Here is a 13,704-nt window from a genome sequence, read left to right as displayed (position 1 = left end):
TTCTACTTAAGGGGGATTCCATGTTAAAAAACATTCAAATTATAATCGCCACTATCGCTCTTTCTCTCGCCCTATTTAGCTTCTTTGCAAACTTCACTATTCTTTTACCTTACGTGTCTATCCTTTTAAGTATTATGTGTATCCTTTTTGGAATCGATGAAATAAAGAAGCAGCAAAAAGCGAAAGCATTTGTTTATTTTCTCTGTTCTGCCTTTATTTTATATGTTGGAGTATCTAATATATTTTCATACAAAAGAAGAGTATGGTCGCTCTTAGCACAATAAAAAAACTGCCCTTTCACAGGCAGTTTTTCTTTTTATCCAAAAACTTTCTCAAGTTCATCTTTATCTTGGCTTAACCAGAAGTTCATTAAGCGTTGTGCTCCTTCTAAGTCGTGAAGCTTCGCTTGACCACATTGCGTTTCATTTGCAGCCGGAATTTCTGTAATTTGAACCGCATCTTTTAATGTTAGTTCTAATAAATCAATGATTTCTCGAACTGTCGGCGTTCCGCTCACTACAAGATAATATCCTGTTTGGCAGCCCATCGGTGAAATATCGATAATATCAAAGTGCGGATAACGATCAATATATTTACGTAAATTAAATGCTAATAAATGCTCTAACGTATGAATAACATCTGGTTTCATTGCTTGTTTATTCGGTTGACAGAAACGAATATCAAATTTATTTACAATACCGTCACTACCTACATTGTGAACTCCGCAATGTCTTACATAAGGTGCCTTTACAATCGTATGATCTAATTCAAAGCTTTCTACTGATGGCATACAACATCTCTCCCGCTTTTAATTTAATTCCGTTATATCCAATATGATATAACGGAAATGCACATTAGTAAAGTATTATGTACAGTCGTGCTATAATACTTTAAGAATATGCTGAAAAGGAGACCGTTATGAAACAGATTTTTATTGGGATTATACGCTTTTATCAAAAGTTCATTTCTCCGATGACGCCACCAACATGCCGTTTTTATCCAACTTGTTCTCATTATGGATTAGAAGCGTTTCAAAAACATGGTGCATTCAAAGGCTTTTGGCTTACTTGTAAGCGTATATTAAAATGTCACCCTTTCCACCCGGGAGGATTTGATCCTGTCCCAGATAAAAAGGATGACAAAGTAAATTCTTAATTGTCGTAACCATTTACAACTAAATCTAATTTTCCTGTATCAGGATCTATAACAAGACCGTGAACAGGTACTTCTTCCGGAAGTAATGGGTGGTTGCGAAGTACTGATACGCTATGTTCTACACTTTCTTCCACACTAGAGAAACCGCGCAAGAATTGTTCTAAATCGATTCCAGAATAACGAAGCATATCTAATTTCTCTTCTGTTATACCGCGTTCTTTCATTCTCTCAATTGTACTACTTGCTTGAATTTTTGCCATACCACAATCATGGTGACCAACTACACATACTTCATCAGCGCCAAGTTCGTATACAGCGACTAAAATACTACGCATAATACTTCCAAATGGATGTGAAATAACAGCGCCTGCTACTTTAATAATTTTCACATCACCGTTACGCATATTCATCGCTTTTGGTAATAGTTCGACAAGTCGTGTATCCATACAAGAAATAATTACCATCTTTTTGTTTGGAAATTTCCCCGCTACAAACTCTTCATATTTTTTCTCTTCAACAAATTTCTCATTGTACTGCAAAATCTCTTCTAATGACTTCATAGTAAAGGACCCTCTTTTCTCTCGTTTACACTACATAAATAGTGTACCAAAATATGAAAAACTCAAAAAGGATATCGCTTTATAGTAAAAATAAGATATTTTCAGATAATCGACATAATTCTTTCAAAATATACACACATCTTTGTAACAAGTTTCACATACTTTAAACGTATTTTCACTATAAACTGATTGTAGATAATGTAAAAAAGGAGTGAATATTTATTATGTCCGACGTTCTGTTACTGAGTCGTTTTCAATTTGCAATTACTATTTTTTATCACTTTTTATTTGTACCTTTGACAATCGGACTTGTCATTTTAGTAGCATGTATGGAAACTCAATACGCCCGCACATTGAATCCAACATACCGTAAAATGGCAAATTTTTGGGGTAAATTATTTACAATTAACTTCGTAATGGGGATTATAACCGGGATTACGATGGAATTCCAATTTGGAACAAACTGGTCTGAGTACTCCAAATATATGGGAGACATTTTCGGATCCCCTCTCGCAATCGAAGCACTTGTTGCCTTCTTCTTAGAATCTACTTTCATGGGAATATGGTTATTCGGTAAAGACAAAATTTCACCAAAGTTTCGTGCCTTCTGTATGTGGATGGTTGCACTTGGAACAAACATTTCCGCCCTTTGGATTATTACAGCAAACGGCTTTATGCAAAACCCTGTTGGATACGTCGTGCGTAACGGCCGCGCTGAATTAAATGATTTCTGGGCACTCGTTACGAATCCATACGCTTGGAACATGTTCTTCCATACTGTAGTTGGTTGTTATATCGTAGGTGCTTTCTTCGTTATGGCAATTAGTGCCTATCACTTATTACGTAAAAATGAAGTAGAATTCTTCAAAAAATCATTTAAGTTTGGTTTAATGTTAGGCTTATTCGCCGCAACAATTACACCGTTTATGGGACATCAATCTGGTGTATCAGCAGCTAAATATCAACCCGCAAAAGGTGCTGCGATGGAAGCAGTTTGGGAAACTGGAAAAGGACAAGGCTTCTCAATTGTTCAAATTCCTGATGTAAAAAATGAGAAGAACTTTGAATTCCTTACGATTCCAAAACTCGGAAGCTTCTTCTACACAAATTCATTTAATGGCGAAATTGTTGGTTTAAAAGATATTCCGAAAGATGAACGTCCAAATGTTAACCTCGTGTATTATAGCTTCCGCTTAATGGTTGCACTCGGCATGTTCTTTATGGCATTAACTTGGTATGGCTTCTATTTAAACCGAAAAGGAAAACTAGAAAACTCAAAACGTTATTTGAAAATTACAATATGGTCTGTCTTACTTCCTTATATCGCAATTAACGCAGGATGGATTGTCGCTGAAGTAGGTCGTCAACCATGGACAGTATATAAACTAATGCGTACAGCAGAATCTGTATCACCTATATCTGTCCCGCAAATTTGGTTCTCATTAATTAGTTTAATTTTATTCTACACTTTACTTTTAATCGCAGACGTATACTTAATGCTGAAGTTCGCGAAAAAAGGACCTGCCGCATTAGAAGAACCTGCTACTGAGGGAGGTGTAGCTCATGTCTCATGATATGCTTGCAATCATCTGGTTCGGTTTATGGGGCGTGATTTGGACAGTTTACTTCATTCTTGACGGGTATGCACTTGGTAACGGAATGATTTTTCCTTTCGTTACGAAAGATCGACAAGAACGAAATCAATTACAAGAAGCAATTGGCCCGTTCTGGGGCGGTAATGAAGTATGGTTAATTACAGCTGGTGGCGCAACATTTGCTGCCTTCCCAGTCACATATGCTAATATGTTTAGTTATTTATATACACCGTTATTCTTAGTATTACTTGCACTATTTGCTCGTGCCGCTGGACTGGAATTCATGCATAAAGATGATTCACCAATTTGGCAAAAAACTTGTAAATGGGCATTTGCAATTGGCAGTTTCCTAATCGCCTTCTTATTCGGTGTTACGTTCGCTAATCTTTATTACGGACTACAAATCGGAAAAAATGGCTATGAAGGAAATTTACTTAGCTTACTAAACCATTACGGTATATTAGGTGGTCTTTTCTTCACTGCTATATTTGTCGTATCCGGTGCCCTTTGGGTCATGATTAAAACGACTGGTGAAGTATCTGATCGTGCTTATAAAATCGCAAGACCATTTTCAATGGCAGCTGCTATTATTTTAGCTATCTTCTATGTAGCAACTGCTAATCGGACAAACTTATTCCAAAACTTTACGGAATATCCGGTACTATTCATTCTTCCAGTACTTGCAATGCTAATGAGTGTACTCGCACTTATTATGGTGTACAAACATAAAATTGGCCTTGCATTCACATTCGTTTGCCTAACAATCGCAATGTTTATGACAACTGGCTTTGCAGGTATGTTCCCAAGAATGTTACCATCTCGTATTAACGATGCATACAGTACAACGTTATATAACGCAGCTGGTAGTCAATTAAACTTAAAAATTATGTTCTTCGTTGCAATGGTTATGGTACCAATCGTTATTGGATATCAGCTTTGGAGCTACAGTATTTTTAAAAATAAAATTCATAAAGACTCTGCTAAAGGGTATCACTAAAGTAAAAAAAGACACTTCGTTTGAAGTGTCTTTTTTTGTACGTATGATTTTCGATAAGATGTTATATTTCTAATCTAACAACTATAATACAGAAGAATCATTAACAGCTCACAGCTAGAGTGTAACATACAACAAACATGTTACTTTATGCAATTTTGCATTTTAAAATTATAACGTTGATTGAATAACTTGATCATACGCATCATTATCCCTTACATCCGCCGTACTAATCCCGCTAAACGTTTGTACTTTCATTCCTGTATTTGATGATCCCGATCCATTATAAGCTTTCGTCTTTTCAATCGGCTGTACGTTATATTTATCCCCTACATTAATTGTTCCATTGCAGTTTTCAATAATAACACCTTCCACAACTGCCGGCATTTTGTCACCCACTTTCATTTCTTTACTTTTATTTTATGAAAATCGCCTAGAAAAATAGCATGTTTCAATAAGAAAAAGCACTCAATTTGAGTGCTTTTTCTTTAAGCATAAAGACAAGTTTGGAGACAGTTGACTTCTTCAAAATTTTATTAGGGGTAATATTTTGAAAAAGAAAGCCTTTCATATGTAGGTTAACACCACTGGAATATATAGTAAATTGATAATATTTATACGGAAGATTGCTAATGTTTAGTATAGATAGTTTACACTATGCTAACAGTGAAAACTATCTATACTAATAAAAAAAGGTGCCTTCAAAAAAGACACCTTTCAAAAACAGACACTATAAAACAGAATTATTTATTGTTATACGATTGTTAGATACAAAAAGTAGAGGGAAATGTTTGTATTAAATTCTGCTTTATAAAGTCTGTCTACAAATTATATTGTAATCCTCTTCATTTGAAAAAAAATATAATATGCACAATTGCATACAAAAAGAAAAAGCACTCTATTGAGTGCCTTTTCAACCATTTTACTTTTAATATATCGCTTTGAATATATTGTAACATATGTATCCATATATTTTATTGAGAAAATTCAAAATCCTTTTTCTTTCATTTTCACTTATAAAATCATGTAATATAAAAGGTATGTCAAATTCTTATACAAATTGAGGTGTACTATATTTATGATGTATTTCGGAATTATTCCTCTTATATTATTTATTATTTTTCTTATCTCCTATTTAAAAGATCCGCGAAAAATAATAAACGGCTTTTTATTTAATTCCTTTGTCTGTTTTTTCCTTCTTTTTTGTGTGATTATATCTGTAAATTCAAGTAGTGATGTCCTACGCTATATTATAATTTTACCTATTTTAGCACTTCTTATTATGCTTCCTTTCGGTGTTGTTGCTTTAATGTTTGGGCTATTTCTTAATGCTAGAATTTTAATGAAGCGAGAAGGAAGACGGTTCACTAACTGTTTAACACTCCTTGCTGCTTTAGGGATGTTATTCTTTATGTTACTCCCTATCATAAACCCAGCAAGTTTGGTCTCATCGCATTTAGAGCCTATTTTTGCAGCTATTTCTCTTATAAGCTTCTATTTCTTTATACACTTATCTAACTTCTTAAGCGCATATTTTTTATACCAATTCAACAGACCAAGACGTAATCAAGATTTCATTATCGTTCTTGGTAGCGGCTTAATTAATGATAAAGTACCACCATTACTTGCAAGCCGCATTAATAAAGCTATCGACTTCTATTGGAAACAAGCAGCTGTAAATACACCACCAACAATTATTTTCTCTGGTGGTCAAGGTCCAGATGAAGGTCTTCCAGAGGCAGAAGCAATGCAAAATTATGCTGTTGAAAAAGGAATTCCTCTTGAACATACGGTGCAAGAAAATCGCTCTGTAAACACATATCAAAATATGTTGTTCTCTAAAGAAATTATGGATTCTTTAAAACCTGAAGGTAAATATAAAAGTATTTTTACCACAAATAATTTCCACCTTTTCCGCGCTGGCATATACGCTAGACAAGCTGGTCTTAATAGCCAAGGAATCGGGTCAAAAACTGCATTTTATTACTGGCCTAACGCAATGATTCGCGAATATGTTGCGATTGTCGTAATGGGACGTAAGCGCCATATGAAAATATGTGGAACTATTTTAGGTTTCGCTTTATTCGTATCAATACTTAGTTTTATATTTTCTTAATAGCATCCCATCCTTTGAAAGGATGGGATTTCTTATACTGATTTCAAAAATATTTTAAAGATAATATGGTGATAATATTCCCTGCATACATCCATTAAAGGAGAATTTTTTCAAATTAAATGTTAAAATAAAATTTAGGTGTGAATGACGTAACAAATAAGAAACTAGTTTGAAACGAGGAAATTATATGGAGAAAATTATCAAAAACAAGCCCAATAAGCTAAAAATTGCTTCAAAAGCTTTGATGATTATTATTGGGGCATTTATCACAGCGTACGGATTAGAAGCAGTATTAATTCCAAATAACGTATCAGACGGTGGTGTGACTGGTTTAAGTATCGTTAGTTCAAGATTATTTGGATTGCCATTAGGAGCTCTAATCGCAGTTATTAACATTCCTTTCGTTTGGTTAGGGTATAAGCAAATCGGTAAAAGCTTTGCGATTTATTCTATTATCGGAATTGCTTCATTAGCAGTAGGTACCGTTGTCATGCACGGAATACCAGCTATTATTGAAGGCGATACATTATTAGTTACAGTTGTTGGTGGTATTATCATCGGTTTTGGTATGGGACTAGCATTACGTAACGGTGGGGCATTAGATGGAATCGATATGCTTGCTGTATTGCTTTCTCGTAAGTTACCATTTGGAACGAGTGACCTTATTTTATTCTTAAACATGTTCGTATTTATTTTCGTATCAACGGTATTCGGTCTTCAAGGAGCTATCCTTTCGGCAATTGCTTACTTTATCGCTTCGAAAGTGATTCATATCGTTGAAGTTGGTTTAAGTGGTTCAAAAGCATTTAAAATTATTACAAAAGAGCCTGAATTAATGGTAGAAACAATTCGCGATCGTTTAGGCCGAAGTGCAACATATAACGAAGTATACGGTGGTTATTCAAGAGAGAAATTCAAAGAAATTTCTTGCGTAATTAACCGTTTAGAAGAAAGTAAAATGAAAGAACTTATTAATGAAATCGATCCACACGCCTTTATTACAGTTTATGACGTAGCAGAAGTAAAAGGCGGTAATTTCAAGAAACGTGATATTCATTAATCGTTATATAAAAGAGGGTGTGCCAAAATTTTGGCACACCCTCTTTTTATTATTAAGTTGCTATCGTTGTCAGTTTTTGTCGGTAAGTCGATATATTCCAATAATCGCTGATATATTTTAAATTGCGGTCGATATATTCTAATAATCGCTGATATATTTTTACTCCCCCCCCTTATGCATAAATCGTACCAACTGAAAGGGATTAATTCCCATAACAAAAAAAGACCAAAAAGCAATTTACACTTTTCGGTCTCTATACTATCTTCTCTTTGTAATTTTTCCTGAACCACCGACCCTTGTTTTCGGAGGAGATGTGTTCCTTGGCGGCGTTTTAATAGATGATTTTGGCTTCACATCTGATCCGCTTGAACCGCCTGGTGTTTTTGTAATTTTACCCTTGCTTCCAGTAGAAGGTGGGGGCGTCGTATTACTTCCTTTTTCAGTAATACTTCCCTTATCACCTACTGATGGTTTCGAATCTACATTATCGCCTCGCTTAATGATAGATCCTTTCCCTTCCTTCGTAATTGGAGGTGGGGTTTTCTTTTCTTCTTTCGTAGGTGGTCTTTCTGGAATAACTGGTTGATGATTTTGTCTGTCATTATATCCTCGGTAATCACCGGATGATGATCTTTTTGAACCGAATATATCGTTTAATATGCTACCCATAATATATCCTTGCAAGAAGGACGGTTGGTAATTTTGACGGACAAATTCTTTATTACTTATTTCAATTAACGTATCAGATGGTTTCTCTTTATCCTTTTGCAGGTTATAAATCTTATCAGAATAAACGAGGAACATTTGATTTTCGTCTTCTTTAGATGCTTGCTTCGGTTCTCTTTCGTTAATGAGTTCCTTCGCTACTTCAGGAACTGACCGATTGGCGGCCCTATACACGTAAGATTCTTGTTTACCTTCCTTGGCAACAGATTCAAGTGGATAACGGTCTTGAATCGACTTTGTCTGCCCGCCTTGACAACCTGATAAGGCATAACCAGCAACAACAAGTAATATAACGATAGCAAGTATAGGGATTACAAACGATTTAATCATGGTAAACAATCGGTTTGACATGATTACGCCCCCTTACGTTGCTCTTATAATTTGTACATCAGCAGGAATGATTGCTTCTCCCTCATACATCATTGTGCGACCATTTTGCCATTCAATACGCAATAATTTTCGATTATCTGATTGGAATTCCCATACGTACTGTTCTTCTGAAGCTGAGAATGGAGTTTTTCCCATAACAACAACACGTCCGTTATATTGTTCTTCCATATGGTACTCGGTATCATCCATTTCAATTGTCGTCGGAATTTCATCAATTGAATCTAAGCGACCATCAATTGGTGTATATAATTTGTAATACGTATTTTCACGATCTTCAATTTTTAAATAACGAATGTCTTTTCCATCTTGCAATGTCAAAACAATTTCCTTACGCGAATGCATACTCGTTTTCCCAATTAATTCATACATAACTAATGACACTTCAATCATATCGCCAGGAGCTAACGTTAAAAGACTCTTTTCCGGCTTCGGTGGCTCTGGGCTTTTCATTATATTTTTAATTCGTTTAAATAAACTCATGATCTACCCCTCCTTTTCTCTTTATAAACAAGCACCTAAAATTAGTGCACCAACAATATGTAATGATCCGGCTAACATCGCATGTGCAACGCTACCTTCTTTCGTACCTTCTTCTAAATCAAGACCAGACATTTTCTTTAATACAAATTCGATAAACATTTCTACCACTAATAAAATAACGAAAGAAACTGCTGAAGCAAGAAGTGCCTGCCATAAGTCATTTGCTTTCGTAATTGATTGGGATAAAATGTACCCTTGTGCAAATAATTTCATAATAAAACGAGTTGTTACAGCTGTATTTCCATTTTTAATTTCTTTTAAATCATTGTATTTTGTAAAAATTGAATCAACCCACATAATTGCAAATAAAAGTACTGCACTCGCTCCAGTCCATACAAGCATGGCAACTACATTCATCCATGTCATTGCAAAACCTCCTCTAAATATAATAGAAAACCGACATGAATATATTTAGACATGTCGGTTCATTTGTCTCTATTCTATATTATTTCTCATACTGCTTCATAATACGAGCTAATTCATCGTCAACAGCAGAATTTTTGTTTAAGCTTGCGAATTCATCATCTAATGATTTTTCTTTCTTATAAACTTCACCGCTTGCTTCTGCTTCAGCCTCTAATTGAAGAGCTTTCTCTTCCATACGGCTTAAACCAGCTTTTGCTGAATTTGAATCAAATCCAGACATTGCCTGATTAATATTTTTCTGTGCTTTCGCCGCATTTACACGTGCTACAAGTGTTTCACGTTTATTTTTCAGTTCATTTAATTGCTTGCGCATTTCTTCTAGCTTCAGGCGCAGGTTATCAGCAGCAGCTTTATTTTGCTCATAGCTTGCTTTATACTCATTCATTTTTTGTTCTGCATTTTGTTTCTCTTCTAATGCACGACGCGCAAGATCTAGGTTATTAGCTTGAACAGCCATATGAGCCTGCTCTTCACGTTTTTTCACAAGTGCTTCTTGCTCTTCAAATAATATTTTGAATTTCTTCTCAAGCGCGATTTGAGCTGCTACACTTTTCTCAGCTTCTTGTACATCCGCTTGCATATCGCGTAAATATTGATCAGTCATCTTAACTGGATCTTCCGCTTTTTCAATTAATGAATATACATTCGACATTGTTAAATCTCTTAATCGTTTGAATACAGACATCTAAATTCCTCCTATGATATACCTCATATTTCAAATTCACTACTTGGAAAACTGAAAAATCTCCCTTTACAGTAAAGAATATTCATTTTTACAGCCTATGTGTTTATTATAACAAAACTAATATGTCCTTACATGTTATTTCCAAAATACATCCATTATAATATGACATTCTATATACAATATTGTATTTCTAACATATTCTCATTATCCCTCTTTGAAATTAACTTACTTTTATGCAATTTCACTAAATTACATAAGTGTAATGTTACTGTAAGCTAACTCGATAGTTGCATTCTAATATTTCTTATACACTAATACCAGAAGCAACAAACAAGCTTCTTCACTTGTAAGCAATAATACAAAAATTGTATTTAATATAAAACATATAAAAGGAGAAATCATCATGAAAAAATTAGTAGGAATCGGATTAGCAGCAGCAATTTCACTTGGAGCATTATCAGGTTGTTCTTTATTAGGAGAGAAAGCGAACGGTTTTGTACTGTACGGCTCAGAAGAACAAGTTCAGCAAATTACAGATAAAAACAAAAAAGAAGTGAAAGAAAAAGACTTCTATAAAATGAAAATGACAACATTAGATGGTAAAAAAGTTCTTGTAATGGATAAGAAAACTGGTGAGGAACTAGTGAAAAAAGAGTTACTTAGCAAAGTTGATGAAAAAGACAACACGAAACCACTTGATAAATTACCAACTGTAACAACAGAACAAGGTGTATTATTTGCAAAAGAAAAAGTAGAAAATGCTACACTTGATGGAGCGAAATTAAAATATGAAGGCAACACAATTATCGGAAGTGGCCGTGCATATACAGATATGTATGCGATTGTCGATGACGCAACTTACAACAATGTAAAAGGTGATGAAAAATCTGTAGGTGTATTAAAATTTGATAAAGACCCAAGTAAAGAATTCCCTGGTTACAACGGCGTCGAAGCTTCTCAACTTGTAAAAATTAAAAAGTAAAACAAAAAAGCTTTGCGAAATTCGCAAAGCTTTTTTCTATTTATTATGAGCAACTTGTTCCATATCTGGACTACAATTTTTCGACTGACATGACTTATTTAAAGAACATGCTGCGCATTTTCCTTTTTTACTTCTCTTTACAAAATTAACTAACGTGTATGCTGCATAACCAAAAATGATAGCTCCAATTATAATATTGACCATCATTATACATCTCCTTTTAGAATCCTAGTAAAGATCCAACTTGGTATATAATAAGCGTTAATACATAAGCAACAACAAGCGGGTAAACGACTGAGAAAATCGTCCATTTCGCTGATCCTGTTTCACGTTTAATAACAGCCACCGTCGCTAAACATGGAACGTATAATAAAATAAAGAACATAAATGCATAAGCTGATAATGCTGTATAATGTGCTCCCATTACGTTTCCAAGCACATCTTCTTTAACTGCATAAATAATTGCCATTGTTGAAACGACAACTTCCTTCGCTAAAAATCCTGTTAAAAGGGATGCTGCAGCTTGCCACGTTCCGAAGCCGAGCGGTGCAAATAGTGGTGCGATAAATCCACCAATCATCGCTAAGTAACTGTCTCCCATATCAACACCAAATCCTGATGGACCTGCATAGTTTAATAACCAAATGATAACTGAACCACCGAAGATGAATGTACCAGCTTTACGAACAAATCCTTTTCCTTTCTCCCACGTGCTCAGCCATAACGTTTTTGCTTGTGGCACACGATAAGGAGGTAATTCAATTACGAAAATAGACTTTTCCGCTTTCAAAATCGTAAGAGACATAATTTTTGTAACTAATAACGCAAGAACAATCCCTGCAACATATAAAGAAAATACAACAGTCGCCTGACTATGCGGGAAGAATACGCCCGCAAATAATGCATATACAGGTAATCGTGCTGAACAAGACATAAATGGTGTTACTAAAATGGTAAGTAAACGTTCTTTCTCCTGTTCAATCGTTCTCGCAGCCATAATACCTGGAACGTTACATCCAAAACCGATAATCATCGGAATAAAAGCTTTTCCGTTTAAGCCGAAAAACTCCATAATTCTATCCATAACAACTGCAATTCGCGCCATATACCCTGAGTCTTCTAATAATGAAATGAAAAAGAATAGTGCAAAGATTTGTGGTACGAATACTAATACAGCACCAACACCGGCAATAATACCTTCTGTAACGAGTGCTTGAATAAAATGAGAAGCTCCAATACTTGTAAGTCCAGCCGTCACCCAATCCGTAAGCTGGCCACCAAAAAACTCATCTAACATATCAGATAAAGGTGTACCAATCCACGTAAACGTAACCTGAAAAATAAAAAACATAACTGCTAAAAAGATTGGAAGTCCTAAAATTTTATGTGTAATTAATCTATCAATTTTTTCTGAAAAAGGAATTTTTCCTTCTTTCTCATGCTTCATAACATTTGTTTTTAACTTTTCAATATACGCTTCACGAGTTTTGTAAATGTGCTCTTCTAACGTACAATCAAGTTTTCCTTCTAAGCGAGATCGAATGGCTATGAGTTCCTTATAAATTGGTAATGCTTTCATTTCTTTTTCTACTACTTCGTTATTGCTTAAAAATTGAAGTGCTAACCATCTCGGATGCTCGTAATTCACTGTCTCTAAAAGAGCAATTACTTCTCCAATTCCTTCATCCATTTGTACACCATATGAAATAAGGAATGGCTTTTTCTCTTTTTTGTCATTTTCTTTAAGAGTCGTAAGCAGTTCTTCACAGCCTTTTCCACTCCTTGCAACAACAGGAACGACTGTTACACCTAATAGTTCTGATAATCGTTTTACATTAATGACAATTCCTCTTTGCTTCGCCACATCAACCATGTTTAAACCAATTGAGACTGGCTTACCAAATTCAAGTAACTGCAACGTTAAATGCATATTTCTTTCAAACTGCGAGGAATCTACGATATTTAACATATGATTAAATTCTTCTGTTAATAGAAAGTTTGTTACAACACCTTCATCACGTGAAACTGGATTTAAATCATAAACACCTGGTAAATCAATTAATGTTCCTTGTCTATCTTTTAATTTACCAACCTTCTTTTCTACTGTTACACCGCTCCAGTTTCCTACATACTCATAAGAACCAGTAAGTGCATTAAATAATGATGTCTTCCCTGTATTCGGATTCCCTAGCAAAGCTACCTTATTCACGCTAATTCCACCTTTATCATTTTCGCGTCACAATGACGAATACTAATTAACTGTCCACGACACTCCAATGTACAAGGACCTTTAAACATCGCTTTCTGTTTCAGGCGAAGTTCGCTTCCTTCAGCAAGACCGAAAGCAGCTAGTCTACGCTTTAATAGCTGATCTAAAGACTGAATACTTTTTACTAACACTTTCTCTCCAATTTTAATATCTACTAAGCTCATAACCTTCCCCCTCAGAAGAGAATGATAATTATTTTCAAAAAA

At 34.8% G+C, this 13,704-nt stretch carries 17 protein-coding genes; 7 read left to right on the top strand and 10 right to left on the bottom strand.

The window, feature by feature from the left end; translation table 11 throughout:
* The first annotated feature begins 20 nt into the window (after positions 1-20).
* Positions 21-284 carry a YczI family protein gene (locus ACK1U5_RS15615; protein ID WP_053514591.1) on the top strand — a complete coding sequence of 88 codons (264 nt, stop codon included), beginning with the start codon at positions 21-23 and terminating at the stop codon, positions 282-284.
* A gap of 32 nt (positions 285-316) precedes the next feature.
* Here the strand turns inward: ACK1U5_RS15615 and luxS are convergent, their stop codons facing one another.
* Positions 317-790, bottom strand: a complete 474-nt coding sequence (gene luxS, locus ACK1U5_RS15610; RefSeq protein ID WP_001141371.1) for an S-ribosylhomocysteine lyase LuxS — start codon at positions 788-790, stop codon at positions 317-319.
* A 128-nt stretch (positions 791-918) separates the two neighbouring features.
* Here luxS and yidD point away from each other — a divergent pair, with 128 nt between their 5' ends.
* Positions 919-1,155: a membrane protein insertion efficiency factor YidD gene (gene yidD, locus ACK1U5_RS15605; RefSeq protein WP_000809330.1), complete on the top strand. Its 237-nt coding sequence runs from the start codon at positions 919-921 to the stop codon at positions 1,153-1,155.
* Here the strand turns inward: yidD and ACK1U5_RS15600 are convergent.
* On the bottom strand, positions 1,152-1,715 hold the full coding sequence (locus tag ACK1U5_RS15600) for a beta-class carbonic anhydrase (protein ID WP_000838164.1): 564 nt from the start codon (positions 1,713-1,715) through the stop codon (positions 1,152-1,154). The genes yidD and ACK1U5_RS15600 overlap by 4 nt on opposite strands.
* 224 nt (positions 1,716-1,939) lie before the next feature.
* Here ACK1U5_RS15600 and cydA point away from each other — a divergent pair, with 224 nt between their 5' ends.
* Entirely contained in the window at positions 1,940-3,289 is a 1,350-nt protein-coding gene (cydA, locus tag ACK1U5_RS15595) for a cytochrome ubiquinol oxidase subunit I (RefSeq protein ID WP_001286194.1), read from the top strand.
* Positions 3,279-4,307, top strand: coding sequence for a cytochrome d ubiquinol oxidase subunit II (gene cydB / locus ACK1U5_RS15590; protein ID WP_000017662.1), 1,029 nt, complete (start codon positions 3,279-3,281; stop codon positions 4,305-4,307). The genes cydA and cydB overlap by 11 nt, the downstream gene beginning before the upstream one ends.
* Positions 4,308-4,475: 168 nt before the next feature.
* Here cydB and ACK1U5_RS15585 read toward each other — a convergent pair whose 3' ends face one another.
* Entirely contained in the window at positions 4,476-4,709 is a 234-nt protein-coding gene (locus ACK1U5_RS15585) for a spore germination protein (RefSeq protein WP_002062565.1), read from the bottom strand.
* Positions 4,710-5,382: 673 nt separating this feature from the next.
* On the opposite strand from ACK1U5_RS15585, the gene ACK1U5_RS15580 reads away from it, so the two are divergent.
* Positions 5,383-6,420 (top strand): YdcF family protein, encoded by a 1,038-nt coding sequence (locus ACK1U5_RS15580; RefSeq protein WP_087875835.1) that lies wholly within the window; start codon positions 5,383-5,385, stop codon positions 6,418-6,420.
* Positions 6,421-6,607: 187 nt separating this feature from the next.
* Positions 6,608-7,480, top strand: coding sequence for a YitT family protein (locus ACK1U5_RS15575; RefSeq protein ID WP_000411244.1), 873 nt, complete (start codon positions 6,608-6,610; stop codon positions 7,478-7,480).
* Between the two features lie 258 nt (positions 7,481-7,738).
* On the opposite strand, the gene ACK1U5_RS15570 is transcribed toward ACK1U5_RS15575, so the two are convergent.
* The 4 genes from ACK1U5_RS15570 to ACK1U5_RS15555 form a co-directional block, all read right to left on the bottom strand.
* Positions 7,739-8,557 carry a DUF4247 domain-containing protein gene (locus ACK1U5_RS15570; RefSeq protein WP_000071185.1) on the bottom strand — a complete coding sequence of 273 codons (819 nt, stop codon included), beginning with the start codon at positions 8,555-8,557 and terminating at the stop codon, positions 7,739-7,741.
* Between the two features lie 12 nt (positions 8,558-8,569).
* Positions 8,570-9,076 carry a DUF4178 domain-containing protein gene (locus ACK1U5_RS15565; RefSeq protein WP_000051746.1) on the bottom strand — a complete coding sequence of 169 codons (507 nt, stop codon included), beginning with the start codon at positions 9,074-9,076 and terminating at the stop codon, positions 8,570-8,572.
* Positions 9,077-9,097: 21 nt separating this feature from the next.
* Positions 9,098-9,502: a DUF350 domain-containing protein gene (locus ACK1U5_RS15560; protein ID WP_000220087.1), complete on the bottom strand. Its 405-nt coding sequence runs from the start codon at positions 9,500-9,502 to the stop codon at positions 9,098-9,100.
* 79 nt (positions 9,503-9,581) lie between these two features.
* A complete protein-coding gene (locus tag ACK1U5_RS15555; protein WP_000110280.1) occupies positions 9,582-10,247 on the bottom strand; it encodes a PspA/IM30 family protein in 666 nt (221 codons plus the stop codon).
* 403 nt (positions 10,248-10,650) lie between these two features.
* On the opposite strand from ACK1U5_RS15555, the gene ACK1U5_RS15550 reads away from it, so the two are divergent.
* Positions 10,651-11,229, top strand: coding sequence for a lipoprotein BA_5634 family protein (locus tag ACK1U5_RS15550; protein ID WP_087875836.1), 579 nt, complete (start codon positions 10,651-10,653; stop codon positions 11,227-11,229).
* A 36-nt stretch (positions 11,230-11,265) separates the two neighbouring features.
* Here ACK1U5_RS15550 and ACK1U5_RS15545 read toward each other — a convergent pair whose 3' ends face one another.
* From ACK1U5_RS15545 to ACK1U5_RS15535, 3 genes are read right to left on the bottom strand one after another with little or no spacing between them, the layout of a single operon-like run.
* Positions 11,266-11,436, bottom strand: coding sequence for a FeoB-associated Cys-rich membrane protein (locus ACK1U5_RS15545; RefSeq protein WP_087875837.1), 171 nt, complete (start codon positions 11,434-11,436; stop codon positions 11,266-11,268).
* Between the two features lie 13 nt (positions 11,437-11,449).
* Positions 11,450-13,438, bottom strand: a complete 1,989-nt coding sequence (feoB, locus tag ACK1U5_RS15540; protein ID WP_001044851.1) for a ferrous iron transport protein B — start codon at positions 13,436-13,438, stop codon at positions 11,450-11,452.
* Positions 13,435-13,662: a FeoA family protein gene (locus tag ACK1U5_RS15535; protein WP_000060512.1), complete on the bottom strand. Its 228-nt coding sequence runs from the start codon at positions 13,660-13,662 to the stop codon at positions 13,435-13,437. Before ACK1U5_RS15535 ends, feoB begins: the two co-directional genes overlap by 4 nt.
* Between the last annotated feature and the right edge of the window lie 42 nt (positions 13,663-13,704).

This window comes from Bacillus sp. XB1 (assembly GCF_053557995.1).
This window is presented reverse-complemented; position numbering and strand designations above follow the sequence as displayed.

What these genes read in the sequence shown, in the direction of transcription:
- luxS (WP_001141371.1), bottom strand. Translation starts at nt 790, where the DNA reads ATGCCATCAGTAGAAAGCTTTGAATTAGATCATACGATTGTAAAGGCA.
- ACK1U5_RS15585 (WP_002062565.1), bottom strand. Translation starts at nt 4,709, where the DNA reads ATGAAAGTGGGTGACAAAATGCCGGCAGTTGTGGAAGGTGTTATTATT.
- ACK1U5_RS15545 (WP_087875837.1), bottom strand. Translation starts at nt 11,436, where the DNA reads ATGATGGTCAATATTATAATTGGAGCTATCATTTTTGGTTATGCAGCA.
- ACK1U5_RS15550 (WP_087875836.1), top strand. Translation starts at nt 10,651, where the DNA reads ATGAAAAAATTAGTAGGAATCGGATTAGCAGCAGCAATTTCACTTGGA.
- ACK1U5_RS15560 (WP_000220087.1), bottom strand. Translation starts at nt 9,502, where the DNA reads ATGACATGGATGAATGTAGTTGCCATGCTTGTATGGACTGGAGCGAGT.
- ACK1U5_RS15575 (WP_000411244.1), top strand. Translation starts at nt 6,608, where the DNA reads ATGGAGAAAATTATCAAAAACAAGCCCAATAAGCTAAAAATTGCTTCA.
- ACK1U5_RS15555 (WP_000110280.1), bottom strand. Translation starts at nt 10,247, where the DNA reads ATGTCTGTATTCAAACGATTAAGAGATTTAACAATGTCGAATGTATAT.
- yidD (WP_000809330.1), top strand. Translation starts at nt 919, where the DNA reads ATGAAACAGATTTTTATTGGGATTATACGCTTTTATCAAAAGTTCATT.
- ACK1U5_RS15600 (WP_000838164.1), bottom strand. Translation starts at nt 1,715, where the DNA reads ATGAAGTCATTAGAAGAGATTTTGCAGTACAATGAGAAATTTGTTGAA.
- ACK1U5_RS15565 (WP_000051746.1), bottom strand. Translation starts at nt 9,076, where the DNA reads ATGAGTTTATTTAAACGAATTAAAAATATAATGAAAAGCCCAGAGCCA.
- ACK1U5_RS15580 (WP_087875835.1), top strand. Translation starts at nt 5,383, where the DNA reads ATGATGTATTTCGGAATTATTCCTCTTATATTATTTATTATTTTTCTT.
- cydA (WP_001286194.1), top strand. Translation starts at nt 1,940, where the DNA reads ATGTCCGACGTTCTGTTACTGAGTCGTTTTCAATTTGCAATTACTATT.
- ACK1U5_RS15615 (WP_053514591.1), top strand. Translation starts at nt 21, where the DNA reads ATGTTAAAAAACATTCAAATTATAATCGCCACTATCGCTCTTTCTCTC.
- ACK1U5_RS15570 (WP_000071185.1), bottom strand. Translation starts at nt 8,557, where the DNA reads ATGTCAAACCGATTGTTTACCATGATTAAATCGTTTGTAATCCCTATA.
- cydB (WP_000017662.1), top strand. Translation starts at nt 3,279, where the DNA reads ATGTCTCATGATATGCTTGCAATCATCTGGTTCGGTTTATGGGGCGTG.
- ACK1U5_RS15535 (WP_000060512.1), bottom strand. Translation starts at nt 13,662, where the DNA reads ATGAGCTTAGTAGATATTAAAATTGGAGAGAAAGTGTTAGTAAAAAGT.